Origin of the sequence: Devosia equisanguinis, from assembly GCF_900631955.1 — a bacterium.
GTDB classification, from domain to species: domain Bacteria; phylum Pseudomonadota; class Alphaproteobacteria; order Rhizobiales; family Devosiaceae; genus Devosia; species Devosia equisanguinis.
The window spans coordinates 55,174-78,615 of record NZ_UZWD01000033.1; the positions used below are offsets into that span (position 1 = coordinate 55,174).

The 23,442-nt window shown below is 64.4% G+C and carries 18 protein-coding genes; 9 read left to right on the top strand and 9 right to left on the bottom strand.

All coding sequences use genetic code 11. The features are described from left to right. From DEVEQU_RS13160 to DEVEQU_RS13170, 3 genes are read left to right on the top strand one after another with little or no spacing between them, the layout of a single operon-like run. A complete protein-coding gene (locus tag DEVEQU_RS13160) occupies positions 1-495 on the top strand; it encodes a type II toxin-antitoxin system VapC family toxin (RefSeq protein ID WP_223214222.1) in 495 nt (164 codons plus the stop codon). Continuing rightward, positions 492-2,123 (top strand): ABC transporter ATP-binding protein, encoded by a 1,632-nt coding sequence (locus tag DEVEQU_RS13165; protein WP_126151057.1) that lies wholly within the window; start codon positions 492-494, stop codon positions 2,121-2,123. The genes DEVEQU_RS13160 and DEVEQU_RS13165 overlap by 4 nt, the downstream gene beginning before the upstream one ends. 38 nt (positions 2,124-2,161) lie before the next feature. Next, positions 2,162-4,027 carry an extracellular solute-binding protein gene (locus DEVEQU_RS13170; RefSeq protein ID WP_126151058.1) on the top strand — a complete coding sequence of 622 codons (1,866 nt, stop codon included), beginning with the start codon at positions 2,162-2,164 and terminating at the stop codon, positions 4,025-4,027. Between the two features lie 245 nt (positions 4,028-4,272). Here DEVEQU_RS13170 and DEVEQU_RS13175 read toward each other — a convergent pair whose 3' ends face one another. The 3 genes from DEVEQU_RS13175 to DEVEQU_RS13185 are packed head-to-tail and all read right to left on the bottom strand — an operon-like array spanning position 4,273 to position 11,112. Beyond that, positions 4,273-4,881 (bottom strand): class I SAM-dependent methyltransferase, encoded by a 609-nt coding sequence (locus tag DEVEQU_RS13175; RefSeq protein ID WP_126151059.1) that lies wholly within the window; start codon positions 4,879-4,881, stop codon positions 4,273-4,275. Positions 4,882-4,885: 4 nt separating this feature from the next. Beyond that, positions 4,886-9,232: a translocation/assembly module TamB domain-containing protein gene (locus tag DEVEQU_RS13180; protein ID WP_126151060.1), complete on the bottom strand. Its 4,347-nt coding sequence runs from the start codon at positions 9,230-9,232 to the stop codon at positions 4,886-4,888. Beyond that, a complete protein-coding gene (locus DEVEQU_RS13185) occupies positions 9,232-11,112 on the bottom strand; it encodes an autotransporter assembly complex protein TamA (RefSeq protein ID WP_126151061.1) in 1,881 nt (626 codons plus the stop codon). Before DEVEQU_RS13185 ends, DEVEQU_RS13180 begins: the two co-directional genes overlap by 1 nt. A gap of 373 nt (positions 11,113-11,485) precedes the next feature. On the opposite strand from DEVEQU_RS13185, the gene DEVEQU_RS13190 reads away from it, so the two are divergent. The 5 genes from DEVEQU_RS13190 to DEVEQU_RS13210 all read left to right on the top strand — a co-directional run bounded on the left by DEVEQU_RS13190 (position 11,486) and on the right by DEVEQU_RS13210 (position 17,034). Then, positions 11,486-12,259 (top strand): SDR family NAD(P)-dependent oxidoreductase, encoded by a 774-nt coding sequence (locus DEVEQU_RS13190; protein WP_126151062.1) that lies wholly within the window; start codon positions 11,486-11,488, stop codon positions 12,257-12,259. A gap of 90 nt (positions 12,260-12,349) precedes the next feature. Then, the gene (locus tag DEVEQU_RS13195; protein WP_126151063.1) at positions 12,350-14,581 is read left to right on the top strand and encodes a sensor histidine kinase; all 2,232 of its coding nucleotides are present in this window, start codon (positions 12,350-12,352) and stop codon (positions 14,579-14,581) included. Beyond that, positions 14,578-15,237 (top strand): response regulator, encoded by a 660-nt coding sequence (locus DEVEQU_RS13200; protein WP_223214218.1) that lies wholly within the window; start codon positions 14,578-14,580, stop codon positions 15,235-15,237. The genes DEVEQU_RS13195 and DEVEQU_RS13200 overlap by 4 nt, the downstream gene beginning before the upstream one ends. 189 nt (positions 15,238-15,426) lie before the next feature. Next, positions 15,427-16,140 carry a hypothetical protein gene (locus tag DEVEQU_RS13205; protein ID WP_126151064.1) on the top strand — a complete coding sequence of 238 codons (714 nt, stop codon included), beginning with the start codon at positions 15,427-15,429 and terminating at the stop codon, positions 16,138-16,140. Next, positions 16,141-17,034 (top strand): hypothetical protein, encoded by an 894-nt coding sequence (locus DEVEQU_RS13210; RefSeq protein ID WP_126151065.1) that lies wholly within the window; start codon positions 16,141-16,143, stop codon positions 17,032-17,034. It abuts the gene before it with no gap. Here the strand turns inward: DEVEQU_RS13210 and DEVEQU_RS13215 are convergent. Both DEVEQU_RS13215 and epmA read right to left on the bottom strand, forming a co-directional pair. Beyond that, a complete protein-coding gene (locus DEVEQU_RS13215) occupies positions 17,031-18,068 on the bottom strand; it encodes a lysine-2,3-aminomutase-like protein (protein ID WP_126151066.1) in 1,038 nt (345 codons plus the stop codon). The two genes, DEVEQU_RS13210 and DEVEQU_RS13215, sit on opposite strands and share 4 nt — an antisense overlap. Before the next feature lie 175 nt (positions 18,069-18,243). Then, entirely contained in the window at positions 18,244-19,302 is a 1,059-nt protein-coding gene (gene epmA / locus DEVEQU_RS13220; RefSeq protein WP_126151067.1) for an EF-P lysine aminoacylase EpmA, read from the bottom strand. A gap of 125 nt (positions 19,303-19,427) precedes the next feature. On the opposite strand from epmA, the gene efp reads away from it, so the two are divergent. Beyond that, positions 19,428-19,997, top strand: coding sequence for an elongation factor P (gene efp, locus DEVEQU_RS13225; protein ID WP_126151068.1), 570 nt, complete (start codon positions 19,428-19,430; stop codon positions 19,995-19,997). 140 nt (positions 19,998-20,137) lie between these two features. Here efp and DEVEQU_RS13230 read toward each other — a convergent pair whose 3' ends face one another. The 4 genes from DEVEQU_RS13230 to DEVEQU_RS13245 form a co-directional block, all read right to left on the bottom strand. After that, the gene (locus DEVEQU_RS13230) at positions 20,138-20,626 is read right to left on the bottom strand and encodes a YciE/YciF ferroxidase family protein (protein ID WP_126151069.1); all 489 of its coding nucleotides are present in this window, start codon (positions 20,624-20,626) and stop codon (positions 20,138-20,140) included. 95 nt (positions 20,627-20,721) lie between these two features. Next, on the bottom strand, positions 20,722-21,690 hold the full coding sequence (locus DEVEQU_RS13235; RefSeq protein WP_126151070.1) for an acetylxylan esterase: 969 nt from the start codon (positions 21,688-21,690) through the stop codon (positions 20,722-20,724). 71 nt (positions 21,691-21,761) lie between these two features. Further along, entirely contained in the window at positions 21,762-22,175 is a 414-nt protein-coding gene (locus tag DEVEQU_RS13240) for a hypothetical protein (RefSeq protein WP_126151071.1), read from the bottom strand. A gap of 93 nt (positions 22,176-22,268) precedes the next feature. After that, the gene (locus DEVEQU_RS13245) at positions 22,269-23,282 is read right to left on the bottom strand and encodes a zinc-binding alcohol dehydrogenase family protein (RefSeq protein WP_126151072.1); all 1,014 of its coding nucleotides are present in this window, start codon (positions 23,280-23,282) and stop codon (positions 22,269-22,271) included. Positions 23,283-23,442: the final 160 nt, after the last annotated feature.

Genomic DNA, 23,442 nt, shown 5'->3' on the forward strand with positions numbered 1-23,442 from the left:
GTGCAACCGGTCTACCTGGACACGAATATTTTCATCAAAGCTTTCGAGGGCCAGGACGAGCAGTCGCACGCGTTGGTCGGGCTGTTCTCTGGAGAAACGCCGTCTGGCTCAGCCCCTTTCGTAACAAGTGAACTGACACTGGCCGAATTGCTGGTCGTCCCCTATCGCAAACATGATGATATCAACCGGCTACGCTACGAAACCTTAATTCAGACGACGGACTGGCTTACGGTGGCCCCGGTCGATCGTGAGGTATTAGCGGCAGCGGCGCTGCTGCGGAGCGCACACTCTCTAAAGCTGCCTGATGCCATCCATATCTCAACAGCCATCAAGCTGGGATGTCAGTATTTCATGAGTGAGGACCAAGGCATCCGCGGCCCATATGCGTTAAGCTATGCGTCAACGACGCAAAACTGGCAGTCAACGTCGGTACAGGTGCTGAGGCCGACTCTTTCAGAAATTGCCGCAATAGAAGACGGTTGGCTCCACCCGTGACCGCGCCCCTGCTCTCGGTTCGCGATCTCACCATCGGCTTCGGCGCTAGCCCCGCCGCCAGGTCCGTATCCTTCGACATCAGCCCGGGCGAAACAGTGGCGCTGGTCGGCGAGAGCGGCTCGGGCAAGTCGGTGACGGCGCTGTCGGTGCTGAAACTGCTGCCGCCCAGCGCCACGCTCTCCGGCTCCATCCGCCTTGACGGCACGGAGCTGGTCGGCGCCGATGACGCCACGCTGCGGCAGGTGCGCGGCAATCGCGTCGGCATGATCTTCCAGGAGCCGATGAGCTCACTCAATCCGCTGCACAGCATCGGCAAGCAGATCGGCGAGACGCTGGCCGTGCATCAGGGGTTGCGCAAGACCGCTGCCCGCAAGCGCACGCTCGAATTGCTCGATGCCGTCGGCATTCCCGATCCGCTACACCGCTTTGACGACTTTCCGCACCAGCTGTCCGGCGGCCAGCGGCAACGCGTCATGATCGCCATGGCGCTCGCCAACGACCCGAAACTGCTGATTGCCGACGAACCAACCACCGCGCTCGATGTCACCGTGCAGGCGCAAATCCTCGCCCTCCTCAAAAAACTGCAGCGCGACAATGGCATGGCCATGCTGTTCATCACCCACGACCTCACCATCGTGCGGCGCATTGCCGACCGGGTCTGCGTCATGACCGGTGGCGAGATCGTCGAAAGCGGGCCGGTCAACGCCATCTTCGACAAGCCGCAACACGACTATACCAAACGCCTGCTCGCCGCTTCGCCGCGCGGGGACGCGCTGGTGCCCGCAGCCGACGCGCCCACCATGGTCGAAGCCACCGACCTCAAGGTCTGGTTCCCCATCAAGCGCGGCCTGCTGCGCCGTGTCGTCGGCCATATCCGCGCCGTCGACGGCGTCGATCTCACCATCAAAAAGGGCGAGACTCTGGGCGTCGTGGGCGAGAGCGGTTCGGGCAAGTCCTCGCTCGGCTATGCCATGCTGCGCCTGATCCCGTCCAAGGGGCGGATCGTGGTGCTTGGCAACCCGGTTCAGGCCCGATCCTGGCGCGCCTTGCGGCCGCTGCGCAAAAACATGCAGATCGTGTTTCAAGACCCTTATGGCTCGCTCAGCCCCCGCATGTCGGTGCGCGAGATCGTCGAGGAGGGCCTTGGCGTGCACATGCCGCAGCTGACCCGCGCCGAACGGGCCGAGAAAGTGACAGCGGCCTTGCGCGAGGTCGGCCTCGATCCCGCGGTGACCAGCCGCTATCCGCACGAATTTTCCGGGGGCCAGCGCCAGCGCATCGCCATTGCCCGCGCTTTGGTGCTCGAGCCCGATTTCCTGGTGCTGGACGAGCCCACCTCGGCGCTCGATGTCTCCATCCAGGCCCAGGTGATCGACCTGCTGCGCGATGTGCAGTACCGACGGCAGTTGAGCTATCTCTTCATCAGCCACGATCTGCGCGTGGTGCGGGCGCTGGCCCACCGCCTCATCGTCATGCGCCATGGCAAGGTGGTCGAGCAGGGCCTGGCCGCCGACATTTTCGCCGCCCCGCAGCAAGACTACACCCGCCAATTACTCGCTGCCGCCTTCGAGCTTGCCTCACCCGAAACGGTGAACGGCACGACCATTGCCCCCGATGCCGACATCTGACTAATTTCGACACCAAACCCTTGCCGCGGAGCCACGCCATGACGCTCTTGACCCGCCTCTTCCTGCCCGTCCTTGCCCTCGTGGCAGCATTTGGGCTCTCCGCCCCCGCCTCGGCCCAGCCAAAGACCGGGGAATGGACCAATTCCTTCACGCTGCAAGGCGAAGCCAAATACGGCCCCGACTACACCCATTTCGACTATGTCAATGTCGATGCCCCCAAGGGCGGCACGGTGCGCATGGGCGATCTCGGCGGTTTCGACACCTTCAACCCCATCCTGCCCAAGGGCGAGGTCGCCAACGGGCTGGGCCTGGTCTACGAAACGCTGATGATCCCCTCGCAGGATGAGGTGAACACCTATTACGGCCTGCTCGCCTCCGAATTGAAGATCGCCGCCGATTACGGCGCGGTGACCTTCCGCATCGACCCCAAGGCCAAGTGGCAGGACGGCGAGCCGGTCACGCCTGAAGACGTGGTCTGGAGCTTCAACAAGCTGATCGAGGTCAATCCCGACCGCGCCCAATATTATGCCAATATCACCAAGGCCGAGGTGACGGCCCCGGGCGAGGTGACCTTTACCTTCAACCAGACCGACAATCTCGAATTGCCGCTGATCCTGGGCCAATTGCTGGTTCTGCCCCAGCATTGGTGGGAGGGCACCGGTGCCAATGGCAAGGCCCGCAATATCGCCGAATCCACCCTCGAAATCCCTATGGGCTCCGGCCCCTACCGCCTTGCCAGTTTCGATGCCGGCCGCACCACCACCTATGAGCGCAATCCCGATTATTGGGGCAATGAGCAGCCGACCCGCGTCGGCCAGAACAATTTCGACACCTACAAGATCGAATATTTCCTCGATCTGACGGTGATGTTCGAGGCTTTCAAAGGCGACCAGTTCGACTGGTGGAGCGAGAACCAGGCCCGCCGCTGGGCCACAGCCTATGACTTCCCGGCGGTCAAGGACGGCCGTGTGATCAAGGAACTCTTCCCCCAGGACTACAATGACAGCGGCGTGATGGTCGGCTTCGTCATGAACCTGCGCCGCGACAAGTTCGCCGATGTGCGTGTGCGCGAAGCCCTGAACTACGCCTTCGATTTCGAGGAGCTGAGCAATACCCTGTTCTATGGCCAGTACGAGCGCATAGACAGCTTCTTCTTCGGCCTGCCCTTCCGCTCCAAGGGCCTGCCGGAAGGCGAGGAACTGTCCGTGCTTGAAACCGTCAAGGACCAGGTGCCGCCCGAAGTCTTCACCGCGCAATATACCAATCCGGTCAGTGGCGACCCGCAAAAGCTGCGCGCCAATCTGCGCACCGCGCTCGGCCTCTTCACCGAGGCCGGCTATACGCTGCAGGGCAACCAGTTGATCGGGCCGGATGGGCAGCCCTTCACCTTCGAAATCCTGCTCAATGGCCCCACCATCGAGCCGGTGGCGCAGAACCTCGTCACCAACCTGGCGCAGATCGGCGTCACCGCCACCATCCGCACCGTCGACAGCCCGCAATTCATCAACCGCGCCCGCAGCTTCGACTATGACATGATCTATTCGGGCTGGACCCAGTCCTTCTCGCCGGGCAACGAACAGCGTTTCTTCTTCGGCTCCTCCACCGCCGAGGCGCAGGGCGCGCAGAACTATGCCGGTATTGCTGACCCCGCCGTCGACGCGCTGATCGACCAGCTGATCGCGGCCGACGATCGCGAAACCCAGGAGGCGGTAACCAAGGCACTCGACCGGGTGCTGCTGGCCAAGCATTTCGTCATCCCCAGCTACACCCTGCGCACCACCCGCGCCGCCCGCTGGGACCGCTTCAGCCACCCCGACCCGCTGCCCGAATTCTCCTCCGGCTTCCCCAGCCTCTGGTGGTGGGACGCCGAAAAAGCCGCAAAGACCGGCGGCGCGGCGCAGTAAGAGGCAGCTGTTCGCGCAGGCTTGAGTTAAAAACTGCGCGGTTTCCTGACGCTACCTATCGCACGGCGTTTCCCACCCACCGTTCCGCCCTCGGGCTCGCCCCGAGGGCGGCCTGGCGCTCGTTGAATGTGTCGCGCCAGAACCCGGCCGCCACCATCCGGAGGCCTCTGCTCCCGCTCTCTCGCCCTCACGGGGGCGAGAAGCGAAAGTGCCCGGAATCCGCCTTGGTTTGAAATGATCTGGCCTCAGCCGCGACCGGGCTTTCGGGCCACGAGGTCAACCAGGGCCGAAACACCCCTGTGACGGCTGCCTTCGCTGAGCTCGGCGTCGTAGCTGCGCAGGTCGAGGATCTCGAGCGCCTTGAACCGATCGGCCAGCAGATCCTCGGTATAGAGGTTTTCCAGCACTCTGGGTCCACCGGTCCCATATTCCATCTGACGCGGCCCATAGCCTTCCAGCAACAGAAGTCCACCGGGTGCCAATGTCCTGATCATGCCGGCAAAGATGGCATCGCGCAGCGGCGGCGCGGCGAATTGAAAGAAAATGCCCACAACCACGTCGAATGTGTCGGCGGGCCATTCATATTCAGCGACATCCACCAGTTGGCAATCGACTGACACGCCCCGCTTTTCAGCCAGCGCCTTCGCCTTGGCGATGCCGACCGAGGAGGCGTCGATGCTGGTGACATCGAGCCCCTGCTCCGCCAGGAAAGCGCCGTTGCGCCCCTCGCCATCGGCAATGGCCAAGGCGGTACGATAGCCTGCGAGCCGATGCTGCTGCGCGGCGAGGAAAGCGTTGGGGGCCTCCCCGAACAGATAGCCCGGTTCGCTATACCGCTCGTCCCAGAAGCTCATCGCCTTAATAGTCCTGCTCGTAGAACACGCCGACGCTGGAATTGCCGTCCTGTCCGGCGGCGCCCTTGACCGTCAGATTGTCGGTGACATCGAGATTGATCGTCACCTTGGACTGGCCATTGGCCCCCGCAGTGACGCCGAGATAGACATTGTCCTGCAGATAGGTGCCGGCCTGCACCCCGACATTGCCCTTGGCGTCGGTAACGACATCGAGATCGGCGAGGCCCGCGGCCCCGCGAATATCGTTGAGCAGGCCGCCGCCACTGCCGCCGCCCACCAGTTCCGCCGCGGCTGCCGCCAATTGCGCCAGCTGCAGCGGCGACAATTCGCCCATCGAGCGCTTGAACAGCAGGCGCGCCAGCACCTCGTCCTGCGGCAGGCTCGGATTGGAGGAGAAATTGATCTCCAGCGCCGAGACACGGCCAGTAACGGTCACGATCACAGTGATGTCGTTGCTATCGGTGGTGGCGACGAAATTGAGCTGCGGATCGAGATCGCCCACCAGGGTCACATTGCCCTGCTCGAAGGTGATGCGCTGGCCCAGGATCGACAGCCGCCCGCGATTGAGCGCAAAGGCGCCGACCGGCTGGATATTGCTGATCGGGCCCGTGAGCCGCACCGATCCACCCACTTCCGCGTCGAGCCCGCGGCCGCGAATGAAGATCTGGTTCGGCGCGCTGACATTGATGTCGAGCAACAGGCCCGGCGAACGCGTCTGCGGCACCGGCGCGCCACCGGCGTCGATGCGCGCGCGTTGCAGCGTCTGCGCCACTGGCGCCGGCGTGCGAATATGGGTGACATCGATCAGCGCCGCGCCGCCGCCAAAGCCTTCCGGCACAGTGATATTGGCGTTTTCGATCAGCACATTGCCCGCCAGCAGCGGCGTGCCGGTGAGATTGCCAGTCAGCGCCAGCCCACCCGACACCGTGGCGACGAAAAGATCGCCATCCGAATAGCGCGCCGAATTGATGGTGACGTTGAGATTGGCCGGGAAAGCCCCGGTGAGCCCTACCGTTCCGGAGGCAGACACGCTGCCGCCGGTGGACAGATTGGCAGAAAGGCTTTCCACCGTGGCACTGGTGCCGGTCAACTGCACCCGGCCATTGATATCGGTCAGGCGCAGGTTGAGCTCGGGATCGACATAACCGGCCCCTGCCGTCGATACCGTTCCGGCAAAAACCGGATTGTCGAGGCTGCCGCTCACCCGCGCATTGATATTGGCGGTGCCCGAAAGCTGGCCGCCACGGTCGGCGACGAACTGATTGGCCAGGGCCAGCGGCGCCAAGCCTTCGAGATTGAGCGCGAGGCCACTGCCTTCCAGCGGCACGCGGCCCGAACCGGTTACGGCGAGCCCGCCGGCGCCATTGGCCGTCAGCGCATCCAGAACCACGGCCTGCCCGGCATAGGTGCCATTAGCCGAAACGCTGATCGGGGTAATGCCGAAGGAGGCAATCGCAGCCGCCCCGACGCCGCTGGCCTGCGCCTGGAAGCGCACCTGCGGGTCGGATGCAGTGCCCGAAACCGTAGCCCGGCCATTGAGCGTGCCGGCCAGTCCCAGATCGGGCGCCACGGCATTGGCGATGGACAGTGGCAGATTGGCGATATCGACCACCATGTCGAGCGCCGTGCCGGCCGTGCCGGTCGCGGTAACGCTGCCGGAGCCGACATCGAAGCGGATGGCGTCGAGCGCAACGCTGTAGCCACGCACCACCAGCGCGCTGGGATTGGTCAGCCGCGCCGAGAGGCTGCCCTGCACCAGATTGGCGCGGTCGAGCGCCAGTCGATAGCCATCGGCAATCGGGCTCAGCGCCCCGGCCACTTCGATACTGGTGCCGGTGGCCAGCGCCGCCTGCGCGTCGAAATTGGTGGTGTCACCGCTCTGGTTGGCGCGGGCATCGAGCGTGTTGATCACCACGCCCGCCGCCCGGACCGTGGTGGCGCTGGCCGAACCATCGACCACCGGCACGCCGAAGAGGTCAGCGATCCCTGCAGAAATATCGGCCCGGCCCACGGCAATGTCGTTGAACCGGAAATTGCTGGCATTGGCCGTCACGCCCAGCCCCTGCTGGCCATTGTCGGGCTTGAATTCAACCGCCGCATTGACCGCGCCAGAGGCATCGGCCAGCAGCAAAGCTGCAGCCAGCGACACATCCGGCGCCACCACGTCCAGCCTACCGTCCAGCAGTCCGGTCTCGACACTGCGGATGATACCGCCGGAAATGCGGGTGCCGGCGATCTCGAAGCCGATATCGGACAGCGCCTGGGTGGCCTCGTCAGACTCAAGATGGGTGATCAGCGTCGCCCGATGTCCATCGAGTTCGGCGCTGCCGGTGACATCGCCGCGCAAACGACCATTGAGGAGATTTGCCGCAAGTGTGACCTGCGCATTCCGCAAGGCGCGTCCCGCCAATGTACCGCTCGGCACCTGGCCATCCAGCAGCAGCACCAGCGGCTGGTCCGCTGCCGCCGAGCGCGCCGAACCGCGCACCGCCAGCGCGCCACTGGCATCGTCGGAAACCAGTCCGAGATCGCTGAGATCGAGAGCAATGGTGAAGTCGGCGGTGTCGCTGGCATAGGTACCATCGGCATTGAACCGCACCTGCGGATTGCTGATCGAAAAGCCTTCGGCCACGATCCCCGCATCGGTGCGCGCCAGCCTTCCGCCGATATCGACCGTGCCGGCCAGCAGCGCATCGGCGGTGGCGTCGTCGATGGAAAGATTGGTCCCGGTTCCGTCAAAGCGCAGGTCGAAACCGCCGCTCACCGGCATCAGCTTGCCATCGGCGACCAGCGACAGTGCGCCGGTCAGCTCGCGTCCAGCAAGTCCCGAGAAGGCCCCAATATTGCCGGTCTCGACGCCGATGCGGCCGTCGAAATCGGTGCCATCGATCGTGCCCGACAGCGTCGCCACCAGTGCCTCGCCCACGACGCGCAGTTCGGCCAGCTGGATCGGCTGCCCGGCATTCCACAGCCCGGCTATGCCCAGACCGACGCTGTCACCCAAAGCGGCCTCCAGCCCGGCATCGCCGGTCACGCCGGACAGCGTGCCGTCGCCATTGAAGGTCACCATGCGGCGGGTCGGATCGGAGAGATTGCTGGCAACGCCATTCACTGCCAGCGCCAGCCGTTCGGCGCGGATGTCATCGGTCGAAAAGCCGTCGACGCCCAGTTCGGCCGTCCAATCCTCGCTGCCCGCCGTACCGAAATCGACCTTGAACTGCGCCTTGTTGACCTTGGTCGCATTGCCGGCGACCGGCAGCGTCACCACGCCACCCGCCGGATCGGCAATGGCGGCGTCGATCACGAGACGCGAGAGGAAATTATCTGCGGTTGTCGTGGCGCTTGCTGTCAGCGCCAGCTGCCCGCCATTGAGCGTCAGGTTGGAGAGCTCGACGCCGCCCGCACTGCGCAACAGCGCCTGCGCCGTCAGCCGCGTATCGGCGCCGAAAAACGCCCGGTAGGGTTCGGCCACCAGTGTCGATAGTGGACCACCGAGATTGGCGGCGATGGCAAAGCCTTCTGCCTGCTGGGCGATCGTTGCGGTGCCGCTCAGGGCCGACTGGCCATCGGCGAGCAATTGCATCTGCGCCGTCAGATCGGCCACCGGCCCCTGCCCCTGCAGCGTCAGCTGCATGGCTGGCCGGCCCTCGATGCTGAGCAGGTTCGCCAACACGCCATTGGCCGGCTCGTTGAGATCGAGCGAGAGGTCGATGACATTGTCGGCGCGTTTGTAGTCCACCTTGAGGCCCAGCGTGCCCCCCGGACCGTCCAGCCGCACGATATCGAGCGTGGTGTCGAGATTGCCGCCTTCCAGCGACAGCGCGCCGGTCAGCGAGATTTCCGAGCCGAGCCCGAAAACGCTTTCGCCGAACGTAACCTTGGGCACCGACAATTCGCCCAGCTGGATCGCAACCGGGAAGTCCGGAATTTCCAGTCCGCCCGCTTCCGGCGCCGGCAGGTCGACAGTGTTTTCGGCCGGCACGGCATTGCGCAGATATTCGATCGAGTCGGCGGCCAGCGTGCGCACGTCGAGTTTGCCGGTGAACAGCGCCGCCTGGTTCCAGTTGAGCCGCGCATTGTTGACGCGCAGCCACACCCCCTGCTCGTCGGCAATGGTGATCTGGCGCACCGACACATCCGAGCCCAGGGCGCCATCGATATTGGACAGCCGGATCTGCCGCTCAGGCGTCGACAATCGATCCTGCACGAAGCTGGTCAGCCAGTCCTTCTGCTCGTCGTCGGACATGGTGAGCACGTCTTGCGCCACCAACACCGCTGGCACGGCAAGAAATGGCGTCAGCAGCACTGCCGCCATGATGGTGCGCCGGCGGTTCTTGAACAGTTTCATCATCAGAACGCCTGCCCGATACCGGCGTAAATAGCATAGTCAGGATCACCCGGCCGCTTGTTGAGCGGCAGCGCCAGGTCGAGCCGCAACGGCCCGAGCCCGGTATAATAGCGCACGCCGAGGCCCGCCCCGAGACGCAGATCCTGGATGGAGGGGAAAGTGTCGGCAGCGACATAGCCGCCATCGATGAAGCCGACAACGCCGATATCCTCGGTCACCTTCACCCGCGCTTCCAGCGACCCTTCGAGCAGATAACGCCCGCCGGTGACCACGCCCGAGCCATTGTCGACGCCGATGGACTTGAAGCCATAGCCGCGCACCGAGCCGCCGCCACCGGCGAAGAACAGCTTGTCGGGCGGAATCTGGTCGAGCGACGGCCCCACCAGCGCCCCGGCCTTGATGCGGCCCGCCAGCACATAGGCATCGTCCTCGGAGAAGCCGAAATAAGTGCGCCCCTCGATGACGATGCGCGCGCCCGGATTGCCATAGATGAAATCGTAATAGGGCTCGATATTGCCAGAGGCATAAAAGCCCTCGGTCGGGTCGACCTTGCTGTTGCGCCCGTCAAAGGTCGCGCCAGCATAAAGCCCGGCCGTGGCGAAATCGCGGGTGCCGAACCCGTCCTCGAAGCGCGCCCGCTTGAAGCTGGCGCCACCCTCGAAGGTCAATTCGTCCGAATAAAACCAGCTCAGCCCCAGCCGACCGGCCGCCGAGGTCTCGGTATAGGTCGGGTAGATGGTGCGCTCGCCCGACACCACCGCCACCAGATCGACGTCGGGATGATAGAAGCCGGGCTTGGTGAAGGTGCCGCCGAAATAATAGTCGAACTGCGAGGTATTGATCGGCCAGGCAATGCTGGCGACGCGCGCATCGAGCCGCAGCCGTTCGGCCTGCCCGAAGAGATTGCGCCACAAATGATAGGCCTCGAGCCCCAGCCCATCGACCGTCGAATAGGTGGCGCCGGCACCGAAACGACGACCCGGCAATTCCTCGACGATCAGGTCATAGGGCAAGAGCCCATCGGCCCCGATGCTGTCGCCGGCCTGCATGCGCGCCGAGCGGAAGACTTCCAGGCGATCGAGGCGCTTCTGCGCCCGCGCCACATCATCCGGATCATAGTCCTGCCCCACCGCCAGCCCGGTCTGCAGGGCGACGAATTCGGGATTCATATTGGTGGTGCCGCTGACCGCGATCGGCCCGAAGGCGGCATGGCGGCCGGGATTGACGGTAATGGTCACGTCGACAGTATTGGTAGCGTGATCGGCCACCACGTCACGCCCGGTCACTTCCGCCTTGGCATAACCCTGCTGCCGCCAGGCCTCCACGGCCAGTTGTTCGGCGCGCACGATCACCGTGGACCGCGCCACCTCGCCAGCCCCGAAGCCGCGCAGCGATGGCAGCTCGACCTGATCCAGCGGGTCTGCCGTATAGGGTGCCTGATTGACGATCTGCACATTGCCGAAGGTAAAGGCCGGTCCGGCAGTAACAGCCACCGTCACATCCACCGGATCGGGCAAATTGACGTCGGGCGCCAGATTGGCTGCCTCGACCCCGCCAATGCGGATGCTCACCGCCCCGCCATAGCGGCCCTGGGCGTAAAGTGCGGCGAGGATGCGGCGATAGTCGCCCCGCGCCTTGGCGATCAGCCCGGCAGCGCCCGAGGCCGGCTCGGCCTGGTCGGACAACAAGGTCGATGCATTGCGCACGGCGGTTTCGACATCGCCGGTCTCATTGACGGCAAAGCTCACCACATAGGGCTGCGGATCGACGATGACGGATTCGGCATCCCGGTCAGCATCGCTTTCAAAAAACTTGATGCCGAAAAGTTCAAAGGCATGCGCAGACGGCGCCGTCGCGGCCAATCCGGCAACCACGAGGCACATTGCGCCAAGACTCGATACAATACGCGCGCTCTGCAACCTAAACCCGCCCGTTACGCTTCAACCAATTGGGCTAAAGCTCAAATTGCCAGTTGGGCGGAAAGATTGTGTTAAGACACCGCCCCCATTTCGCGCCGACGCGTTGCGCCTGCCCAAATGGCGTAGATTTGATGGCAAGTTTAGGGCGCTCTGCCGCTCCCGGCCACCCGCAAAGACCATTGCGAAGCCAATTGCCTTGCCAACCGTGTCCTATGGGCAACGGCGCCACTGCCCCACCCATTCCACCATCAAGGCTTTGCACCACTGCAAATATTGACGCCGAGGCGCGGTTCGGTCCACCCTGCCGGCCTTGATGCCCTATCCCCCAGGACCCGATATGTACCAGCTGCTCGATCCCAGCCGCTTTGTCGTCTTCATCACCGGCGCCACGTCCGGCTTCGGTGCCGCCGCCGCCCGGCGCTATGTCGCCGCCGGCGCCAAGGTGATCGCGACCGGCCGCCGTCAGGATCGACTGGTCGAGCTGCAAGAAGAACTGGGCAAGGAAAACTGCCACATCATCGCGCTCGATGTGCGCGACCGCGCCGCTGTCGAACAGGCCATTGCCGATATCCCCGCCCCCTTCGACGCCATCAATATCGTGCTGGCCAATGCCGGCCTGGCGCTGGGCCTGCAGCCGGCAGCCGAGGCCAGTCTAGATGACTGGCAGACCATGATCGACACCAATGTCTCCGGCCTTGTTTATACCGTGCGCCTGCTGCTGCCCGGCCTCATCGCCCGCGGCGGCGGTCATGTGGTGACGCTGGGCTCGGTAGCGGGCGAATATGCCTATCCCGGCGGTTCGGTCTATGCCGCGACCAAGGCCTTCGTGAAGCATTTCGCCCTCGCCATCCGCTCGGATCTGCAGGGCAAGAATGTGCGCGTCACCGATATCGAGCCGGGCCTTACCGAAACCGAATTCTCCCTCGTGCGCTTCAAGGGCGACGCCGACAAGGCGGGCAATGTCTATTCCGGCACCAAGGCCATGACCGCCGAAGACATCGCAGAAAGCATCTTCTGGGCCACCTCGCTGCCCGAACATGTCAACGTCAACAAGATCCAGCTGATGGCAACGACCCAGGCTATCGGCGCCTTCGACATTTTTCGCGGCTAGGAAGGCCGCCCATCAAAGGCCGGGGATGCGCGTTAACGCAGGGTTTACCAAACCCTTGCCAGCGGGCAATTTCGCCCATCATATGCGCGGATGCGCCCTGCTTTTGCCACGCCCGGCCTGTTGCTGATCATCGTCGCCGCCTTCTGCGCGGCGATGTCCTTCTTCGTCATCTCAGCCGGCACCATGTCGGTGCCATGGTTCGGCATCAAGCTGGCTGCCGCGCCCGATGGTCAGGGCGTCGTGATCGCGGGCTATAGCGACCTCGCCTATTTCCCCGAGCCGCAACCGCGCATTGGCGCCCGGGTCGAGGCCATCTCCATTCCCGGCGGTGCACCCGTGCCTATCGAGGCCCTCGATATCCTCCCCGAGCCGGACAGCCTGTCGAGCTATGCCGAGATCAACGCCTTCTTCGCGCGCCAGAGCCTGCTCAATGCCCTGCTTGCCAATCCGCAGGAAAAGATCGAAATCCACGCCATCGACCCGCTCGACGGCACGCGCAGCGTGACCTCAGCCTTTGTCGAGTTCCGCCCCTTCTTTGCTTTGCCGGATGGGTTCTGGGTGCAGCTGCTCACCGGTATCGGCGCGGTAATGATCGCCGGCTGGGTCTGGGCCCTGCGTCCGCGCAAGCTCGCGCCGATGCTGTTCCTGGTCAGCGCGCTGGGCATGATGATGTCGACCGCGACCTCGGCCATCTATGCCAATCGGGCGCTGGCCATCGACGGAAACCTCTTTTCCATCCTCCAGCCCATCAATTCCATCGGCGCCGTTACCTTCGGCGTCGCCATGATCGGACTATTGCTGATCTATCCGGTCCAGCTGGTGCGCTTCGCCTGGCTGTGGCTGCTCTTGCCGGTGCAGGCCGGCATGATGTTTCTGATCGTCACGCAGACCGGCTTCGGCCCCAGTCAGCTCTATATCTACATCGCCGCCGCCACCCTGGTCATTCTCGGCGCCATCGCCGCCCAATGGTGGCAGACCCGCCACGATCCGGCCGAGCGCGCCGCCCTCGGCTGGCTGGGCCTGTCCATCGCCGTGGGCTGCCTCGCCTATACGGTCTTCGGCGCCCTGCCCATCCTGCTCGACCTGCCCATCGGCATTCCGCAGACCCATGTCACCGGCGTGTTGATCGTCATCTATGCCGGCCTGGCGCTGGGGATCGCACGCTACCGCCTGTTCGAATTGGGCGACTGGGCCTATCGCATTCTCTTCTACACCTCCGGCGCCATCCTGATGCTGCTCATCGACATGGCGCTTATCGTGGTGCTGAATTTCGACGCCGCGCCGGCTTTGGGCCTGTCACTCGCCCTCGTCGCCTTCGTCTATCTGCCGCTGCGCGACTGGGTCTGGCGCCGCCTCACCGCCCGCCGCCGCCTGCCCCAGCATGAATTGTTCTCCGCCGCCCTCGACGTCGCCTTTGCGCCCTCGCCCGAGGAAAGCGACCAGCGCTGGCGCGCTCTGCTGGCCCGGCTCTTCGACCCGCTTGAGATCGAGGCGACTGCCCCCGTCACGACGCCCGTCGCCCAAGATGATGGCCTCATTCTCGACCTGCCCGCGGTCGGCAACTCGCCGCCTTTGCGCCTCACTTTTCCCCATTCCGGGCGGGGCCTCTTTTCCCCCGCCGATGTCAAGCTCGCCACCAATCTCGTCACGCTGACCGAGCGCGCCGAGGAAAGCCGCCAGGCCTATATGCGCGGCGTGGGCGAAGAGCGGCGGCGCATGGCGCGCGACCTGCACGACGATGTCGGCGCCCGCCTCCTCACCGGCCTCCACACCGCCGACGAGCGCACCCGTCCGACCCTGCAGGCCGCACTCAGCGATATCCGCGCCATTGTCTCCGGCCTGGCCGGCGAGGAAGCCGAGCTCGAGCGGGTGCTGGCCGAAATCCGCCACGAAGCCGCGCGCCGGCTCGAAGCCGCCGGCATCGCGCTCGACTGGCCGCTGCCCGAAACCGAGGCGCCGCCCTTCCGGCTGGATTATCGCATCCACAAGGCCCTGACCTCGGCCGTGCGCGAGATCGTCTCCAACGTCATCCGCCATTCCGGCGCCACCGAGCTCGTCGTCACCCCCGAGCAGCACGCCAACCGCCTCACCCTGCGCTTTGCCGATAATGGCGCGGGCCTGCCGCCTGCCGCGCTCAAGGGCGAAACCACCGGCTATGGCCTGCGCAGCCTGCGCCAGCGCATCGAGGATCTGGGCGGCTCGGTCAGCATCGGCAATGGTGTGGGCACCACCATCGTCCTAAGCCTGACGCTGACCCTGGCCGCAAATCCCCCGGAACCGGGGGTGCAGGCAGCAATGGCCGCGCTAGACTCGCCCCCATGATGGAACACGCCCCCGCCCCGCGCCGCTGCCTCTTGATCGAAGACCAACCCACGACGCGGGACTGGATGCTGGGCGTCTTGGCGCGCGCCTTCCCCGGCATCGACATCGCCACGGTCGGCAGCCTCAAGGCCGCCAATGCCTGGCTCGATCAGCATGGCCGGGGGCTCTGGCTCGCCATTGTCGATCTCGGCCTCCCCGACGGCACCGGCATCGACATCGTCCGCCGCCTGCAAGCCGAGCAACCCGACGTGCTCCCCATCGTCGCCACCATCTATGACGACGACGCCCATTTGTTCGACGCCATCGCCGCTGGTGCGCGCGGCTATGTGCTCAAGGACGAGGAGGCCGGGCTGCTGGTGAGCTATTTGCAGCGCATCGAGCGCGGCGAGCCCCCGCTCTCCCCCTCCATCGCTCTGCGCATGCTCAGCCACTTTCGCGCTCCGCCGAAAAAGAGCGACGATGAGGCCGGCCTCAGCCCCCGCGAAACCGAAGTCCTCACCCTGCTCGCCCGCGGCCTCACTGTCGCCGAAGCCGCCCGTCGCATCGGCCTGCAACCCCAGACCGTCGCCTCCTATGTCAAGGTCATCTACCAGAAACTCTGCGTCTCGAGCCGCGCCGAAGCCACCCGCGAAGCCATCCGCCGCGGCCTGGCATAACATGATCCTGCTCACGGACGTCTCGGCTCCTCCCCCTTCTTCAGGGGGAGGTTGGGTGGGGGTATGCAGAGCGCTCATGGGCTTGTGTGATAACCTGCTGCAACGACCAAAAGCTAAATCCAGCCACCCCAAATCCGGGGCTGCAATCTCTGCCCGCCGCGCCACAATGCCCGCAAGTGGAGACCGCCAATGAAACGTCCCAGCCGCCTCATCCTGCCGATCCTGGTCGCAACCGGCGTCGCGATCCTGCTGTTTCTGCCCCGCAACGCCTTTGCCGCCGGGCTCGATCTCACCCAGCTCGACCAGACCTGCCTCGAAACCCAGCTCAAGAATTGCAAGGTCCTGACCTCGGGCCGGCTCAATTCCGGCTGGGGCGATGCCGAGGGCGACCCCCTATTCGCCTGGCAGACCCAGTCCGGCTTTACCGATGCCGATGGCGTGCTCGGCGGCTTCGTGCTGTTCTATTACGCCGACGGCGCCTGGTCGCTGTTCGACAGCGGCTTCGACGGCTACCGCTTCGAGCCGCCCCGCCTCGCCGCCGAACAGACCATGCTGCATGTCGCGGGGGTCACCGCCGGCACCGGCGCCTATAATGCCGATCGGCTCTATCTCTTCGGCGATACCGGGGCGGCAGCCTATCGCGAGGATTGGACACGCATCGATATCGAGAGCTGGCGCGACGACATCAAGCCGCTGCTGCCCGAAGGCCTCGAAATCTGGAAGGGCGTCGACTTCGATTTCGACGACTGGTTCTATGGCGCCCTCAATGCCCGCACCCCGCTCTGGCGCGCCGATGACGGCAATTGCTGCCCCAGCGGCGGCTGGGCCACCATCCATTTCGAAATCGAGGACAATAGCCTCGTTCCTGTCAGCGTCGATTATCTGCCCCCCTCGGAGGGCTGAATGGCCGTCATCGAATTCCTGCTGCGCATTGTCGGCGGGTTCTACGTGCTGGCCGGACTTGCCGTCATGCGCAGCGTCGTCATGGATCGGCTGATGGACCAGATGCTCTCGGCGCTCAGCATGAAGCCGCAGCCAGCCGCGGAAGCAGTCAAGCGTTGGCTCTGGGGCGTTTCAGGCATGGCCATCGGCATGGGTGGCATGGCACTGATGGTGCTCAATCTCTGGGCCGTACCGCTCTTTGCCATCGGGCTGGTGACCCAGATCACCTATCTCGCCTGGGCCTACTTTGCCTTTCCGCCCGAAACCCCGCTCGAAGCCAGGGGCCGGCGGCAAACCACCAATGCCGCCCTGCTCTATTGTGTTGCAACACTGGCGGTCTTCGCCGCCGCGGCTGCCGGCCTCCTGCACCCGCTTACCGATCTCTGGGCAATCGCCATTCCTATCACCGGTGTTGTCATCGTAATGACCGTCGCCAGCCATCTGATCTGGACGCCGAAACGGCAGGTCGATGTCGAGGCCTTTGCCAGCATCGAGCATCCCGAACCCAACGCAAAACCTCCACCACCGCTCTACCGAGTGCGCCTGGAACCACGCTGGGGCAGCTATTGCCTCATCGATGCCGACACCGACGAGGACCGCCTGCCAGACCTCTATGTGCCCCTCGAACTGGCTGACCGCATCCATCTCTGGCACTACACCTTCGAGGCCCAGGACGATGGCACCGAGCGGCTCGTCGCCGTCTATGAGGACAAGGCGCACGAGGCGCGCCACCACGCCGAGGGCGAAGCCATCATCGCCGAGCTCAAAGAGATTTTCGGCCTCGACAATGTCAGCGGCCCAATCTATCCCAGCGAGGTCGCCTATGTGGGGCCACGAGCTGACGAGGAGCGCTAATCGCCCACCGGCGGATAGGCGTGTTCGCCGCCTTGCCAGTCGCGCACCGTGAAGCAGCCGTCACTCCCGACCAGCGCCGCCGCTCCGATATCGGCCTTGCCATGGCCGCCGGGAATATCGAGCACATAGGTGGGTTGGCAGAGGCCCGAAATCCGCCCGCGCAAGGCCGTCACCAGCCTTTGCCCATCCTCGATGCTCACCCGAAAATGCCCGGTTCCCGGCGCCAGGTCGGGATGGTGCAGGTAATAGGGGCGGATGCGGTTCTCGACAAAGCCGCGCATCAGTGCCGCCAGCGTCTCCGCATCGTCATTCACCCCGGCCAGCAGCACCGACTGGCTGATCAGCACGACGCCGCCCGCGATCAGAAGGTCAAAGCCAGTGCGCGCCAACGCCGTGAGTTCGCGCGGATGGTTGGCATGAACGGCGAGGTAGGTGGTCTTGCCGCTGGCGGTGAGCGCCTCGACCATCTCGGCGTCGATCCGTTCCGGCTCCACCACCGGCACGCGCGTATGGAAGCGTACGACTTTGACATGCGCGATGCCGGCCAGCTTTTCCATGATGACGTGCAACCGCCGTGGCGACAGCACCAGAGGATCGCCGCCGGTGAGGATCACTTCCCAGATCTCCTCGTGCGCCGCGATATAGGCAATCGCCGCATCCAGCTCCCCCGCCGTCAGTGTGCCCAGCCCCTGCGGTCCCACCATTTCCCGCCGGAAGCAGAACCGGCAATAGACCGGACAAACATGCACAGCCTTGAGCAGCACCCGGTCCGGATAGCGATGCACGATCCCTTCCACCGGCGAATGCGTCAGGTCCCCGATCGGATCGGCCCGCTCCTCCGCCGTCGTCACCAGTTCCTCCGGCGCGGGCACATATTGGCGGGCGATTGGGTCATTCGGATCGTTCGGATCGATCAGCGCCAGCACTGCCGGGGTGATGGAGATGGCATATTTCTCGGCGACGGCGTCGAGGCCACTTTCCTCTTTCACCAATCCAGCCTCTACGAGACCGCGAACAGTCTTGAGAGCACTCATCGCGCCACCCCACCGTTCACCTGCCCAGCGCTCGCCTGTCCAACGCTCGCCCCTCCACCGCTCGTCACCCTCGGGCTCGACCCGAGGGCTCTACACTTGAGCAAAGGCAGAAAAGCACAGGCCCATGGGGTCAAGCCCGAGGGTGACGACTGAGGGAATTGACGAAGGTAGAAACTCACGCCGCCACCGGCGCCCACAGCACCGCCTCGATCCGCTGCACCCCGGTAGCCAGCATCACCAGCCGGTCAAAGCCCAGCGCCACCCCGCTTGCCTCCGGCATGAAATCCAGCGCCGCCAAAAAATCCTCGTCGATCGGATAGCGCTCGCCATAGATGCGCTGCTTCTCGTCCATTTCCGCCTCGAACCGCCGCCGCTGCTCAGCCTTGTCGGTCAGTTCGCCAAAGCCATTGGCCAGTTCGACGCCACAGGCATAGACCTCGAAGCGCTCGGACACCCGCCGGTCCCCGGGCACGCGCCGCGCCAGCGCCGCCTCGCAGGCCGGGTAGCGGTCGAGCACCGTCACCCGGCCATTGCCCAGCTGCGGCTCTACCCGCTCCAACAGGATCTGGGTGAACAGATAGCTCCAGCTGCGATCATCGGGCAGGCTCATGCCCACATGCGCCATTTCGGCCGCCAGCGCATTGCCATCGGGCACGCCATCCGCATCCATGGTGGCGAAGAGGTCGATGCCGGCATAGCGCTCGAAGGCGTCGACGACGCTCAGCCGCTCCGCCTCGGCCCGCGGATCGCAGCGGCGCTCCCGAAACGAAAACGCACCAATCCCGGTCGTATCCGCCGCCAGGCGGATCAGGGCCAGCGTGTCGGCGATGATGGTGTCATAGCCCTCTTCGGCCCGATACCATTCCAGCATGGTGAATTCGGGATGGTGCAGCGCGCTGCGCTCGCGATTGCGCCACACATGCTGCAGGCTCGCGATCCGCCGCTCGCCTGCCGCCAAGAGCTTCTTCATGGTGAATTCGGGCGAGGTGTGCAGATACATGTCCTGCCCCAGCCCGTCATTGCCTGTCATCACCGTGCCGAAGGCATGCAGATGCGTCTCATTGCCGGGCGACCGCTGCAGCCCCGGCGGATCGACCATCAGGAAATCGCGCGCGGCAAACCAGTTGCGCATTGCAGCATCTATGCGCGACCGCGCCAGCAGCGCCGGCCGGCGATCGGCATGGCGGTCGCGATCCCACCAGGGAGTTGCCGCCGATGAGAAAGGTGCTGACATGCGGTTTCTTGCCGTCCGGTCTGGCGAAATGGCTCGGAATAGTTTATCGGGCGCTCGACAGACATATGCTGGCGCTCGATGGCCCTGCCTCTAATACGCGCCGCCGACACGAACAAGGAAGAACTATGGTCAAGGTCATCGCCTCGTCCCTGCGCAAGGGTCATGTGGTCGAGCAGGACGGCAATCTGCACGTCGTCCTCACCGCCGAAAACGTGCACCCCGGCAAGGGCAACTCGGTGACCAACGTCACCATGCGCCGCATTTCCGATGGCGTGAAGGTGATCGGCCGCTGGCGCACCGTCGAAATGGTCGAGAAGGCCGATGTCGATGACCGCGAATATGACTACCTCTATTCGGACGGCGAAGGCCACCACTTCATGGAGCCGTCCACCTATGAGCAGATTACCGTCGGCGACGACGTGGTCGGCGACCAGAAGGCCTATCTGACGGACGGCATGAAGGTGCACCTGATGACCCATGAGGGCATCGCGCTGTCGCTGGAACTGCCGCAGCGCATGACCTTCGAGATCGTCGAGACCGAGCCGGTGGTGAAGGGGCAGACCGCGTCGTCTTCGTTCAAGCCGGCCGTGCTCAACAATGGCCTGCGCGTCATGGTGCCGCCCCATATCGGCGCCGGCACCCGCATCGTCATCCTGACCGAAGACAATTCCTACGTCGAACGCGCCCGCGACTGATGACCGTCCGCGCTTTGCGCGGCAAATCTCCACCGTGGGAAGATTCTCGGTCACTAGGTCCGGAGAGCTAAGCTCGCAGGGCGGCAGACCCAATAAAAACGGGCCCGATGGGCCCGTTTTTCTTTGCCACGCCGTGGCGCTTACGCCGCCTTGAGATTGACCGAGCTCTTGGCGAGGCTCGACAGCTTCTTGTCGGTGGCCTGCTCTTCCTTGAGGGTTTCGAGGAACAGGTTCATCGCTTCGGTATGGCCGAGTTGCTTGGCCCAGGTGGCCAGGGTGCCATAGCGGGCCATTTCGTAGTGCTCCACCGCCTGCGCGGAGGAGACAAGGCCGGCATCGAGCGCCGAAGTGCCCTTGAAATCCTCCATGATCTCCTTGCCTTCCTCGATAATGCCGAGGATGGCATCGCAGGTCTTGCCGCGCGGGGCCTTGCCCAGCAGCTCGAACACCTGTTCGAGCCGTTCGACATGCACCTCGGTTTCGGCACGATGCTGCTCGAAGCCAGCGCGCAGCTCTTCGGACTGTGCCGCCTTGGCCATTTTCGGCAGCGTCTTCAAGATCTGCCGTTCGGCGTAATAGATGTCCTTGAGCGTATCGAGGAAAAGATCGTCCAGTTGCTTGTCAGCCATAGTCTTCATCTCCGTTTGTCTGGGGTGATGACGCTGGCCGGGGAACGGCGGGGCGGGACCGAAGTTCCCCGCCACCCGTTCACATATGGGCAGAGCTAGAGAAACCGTTCGCTGAGCCAGGCCATTTGCGCCCGCTCCTGGAAGGGCCCGCCGCCCTCGTGATTGTTGAACTCGTATTCGGTGATGGTCTTGTCGCTGCCGGCAAAAGCCTTGAAGGCCCCATAAACCGTCGATGGCGGGCAGATATCGTCCATCAGCGCCACCGAGAACAAAGCCGCCGCCTGGCTCTGGCGCGCGAAATTGACGCCGTCGAAATAGCGCAGCGTCTCGAACACCGTCGCGGCCTGTTGCCGATGCTGCGCCAGGAAGCGCACGATTTCCAGATAGGGATCACGTCCCGCCGTGCGCACCGCTCGGGGGAAATCACAGAGGAACGGGACGTCCGGCATCACCGCCTTGACCCGGTTGTCGATGCCGACCACCGCCAGCGCAATGCCACCGCCCTGACTGCCACCACAGACCGCGATCCGCTCCGGGTCGATGGCCTCATGGTCGCCCAGCGCATCGATGGCGCGCACCCCGTCGATGAACAGACGCCGATAGTAATAGTCGTTCTTGTCGAGAATGCCCTTCGTCATCACCCCGGGGATCTGGCTGGTGCTGCCCACCGGGTCCGGTGTCGCCCCGGTGCTCCAGCCGCTGCCCTGCCCGCGCGTATCCATGCGGAAATGCGCAAAGCCCGAAGCCGCCCAATGCAATTGCTCATGCGGAAATCCGCGCCCGCCGCCATAGCCGATGAACTGCACCACCAGCGGCAGCTTGCCAGTACGCTGGCGCGGCAGCGTCAGCCAGCCCTTGATCGGATGCCCGCCAAAACCGGGAAAGGTGACGTCGAACACCTCGACCAGGCTCAGCGTCGTCTCGGTCGGCACCAGGCTCGCCGTGCCGCCGGCCGCGCGCGCCTCGGCAATGCTGGATTGCCAGAAGGCAGCGAAATCACCCGGCGGGGTGACCTTACTTTCATAGGCATCGATGGCGGGATGAACGAGATCGGGAAAAGGCATGATGAACTCCGCAAATATGCAGGCAATCTGCCCTCACAGCAGCGTGATTGCCAATGCCCCGGCGTGTAATTTCAATCCCGCCGTTGGAAATATTCACGGTGCCGCGCCATCAGCGCGCGATCGGGCCAGAAGGCCCGGTCCGCATGCCGCCACAGCATCTGCCCTCTGGTCCAGCGCGCCCCGTCCTTGCCCAGCACCCAATAATTGTCGTCAACGACCACCAGCCCCTTGGCCATCAGCCCCTTGACCGCGCCCTCGACGACAGTGGCATTGCCAAAGGACAGTGCGCCGCCAGCCGCAAGCGGCAGGAACAGGAAGATCTCGAGCTCGGGATGGGGCAGTTGCGCGGACGGGGCAAACTGCTCCCCGGTTACCGCGCAGCGATACTCGTAAAGTTCAAACATCAGTCGGGTGAATGCGGTGGCATCATCCAGCGCAAAGCCGCTTTGAAACCCCTCGCCAAAACCCTCTTCGAAGCCCGACATGCCTTGTTCTCGCCCCCGGACGAGTGGCCAGATTAGGGATTTTTTACGGTCGTGCAACCACGTATGCAGGGCCGCGGAGTCAATGCCTCTGCATCAGTCGCGCAGATCGACCAGAATTTTCGTGAACTCACCCGGATTGGCATGCCAATCCTCGAGCGCCGCCGGTGCGTCCTTCAGTCCCACCACCCGCGACACGATCAGCTCGCCCGCGCCTGGATGCGCGCCGAGATAGGCGATGACATCGTCGAAATCGGCCCGCAGCGCATTGCGCGAGCCACGAATGTCGAGCTCCTTGGTGATGAAATACTTCGTCTCATAGGCGATCGGGGCCTTGGCATAGCCGATATAGACCACACGCCCCGCCGTCGCGACCAGATCGATGGCCTCCAGGAACGTTGCCTCCGCGCCCACCGCCTCCACCACCACGTCCGGCCCTTCCCCGGTCAGGGCCGCAATCGCTGCTTTCAGATCGCCCTGGGCATTGATCACTTCATGCGCACCCAACTGGCGCGCCACTGCCAGCTTCGCATCGCTGAGATCGACGGCAAATACCCGCGCCCCGACCCGCAGCGCTCCCATCAGCACCCCAAGCCCGATCATGCCGCAGCCCAGCACTACCACCGTTTCACCAGCCACCAACTCGGCCCGTCGCACCGCGTGAAAGCCGACCGCCGACGGTTCCACCAGGGCCAGGTCCCGCAAAGCCATGCCGTCGACCGCGATCACCTTGCTCGCCGGCACCACCACCAGCCCGGTCATGGCGCCCTCGCGCTGCACCCCCATGGTCTGGTTGCTGGGGCATGCATTGGGCCGACCCGACCGGCAGGCCCGGCAGCTGCCGCAATTGAAATAGGGCAGCACCGTCACCGCCTGCCCTACGGCAAGTCCGGTCACCCCCTCGCCCAGCGCGGCAATAGTGCCGGAGATTTCGTGACCCGGCACACGCGGATAGCTCACCAGCGGATTGAGTCCGCGATAGGAGGTGAGGTCCGATCCGCAATAGCCCACATAGGCCAGCGCGATCACCACTTCGCCCGCCCCGGCCACCGGCTCCGGCAGATCGGTCAACTGCGCCTGGCCGGGCTGGGTGATGTGCATGGCCTTCATGATCGTCCTCCATTGGGTCGCCGTTTTCCGGCCACTGCCGAAGCGCGAAAACAGCGACTGCCGGAGCCGCTGTCGCGCCGAGATTTTTCGTGGCAAAACCTGCCCGCGATCTTGTATGTAAGTTTGCCTGGAGGGCCAAGGGGTCTTCTATCGCCTAACG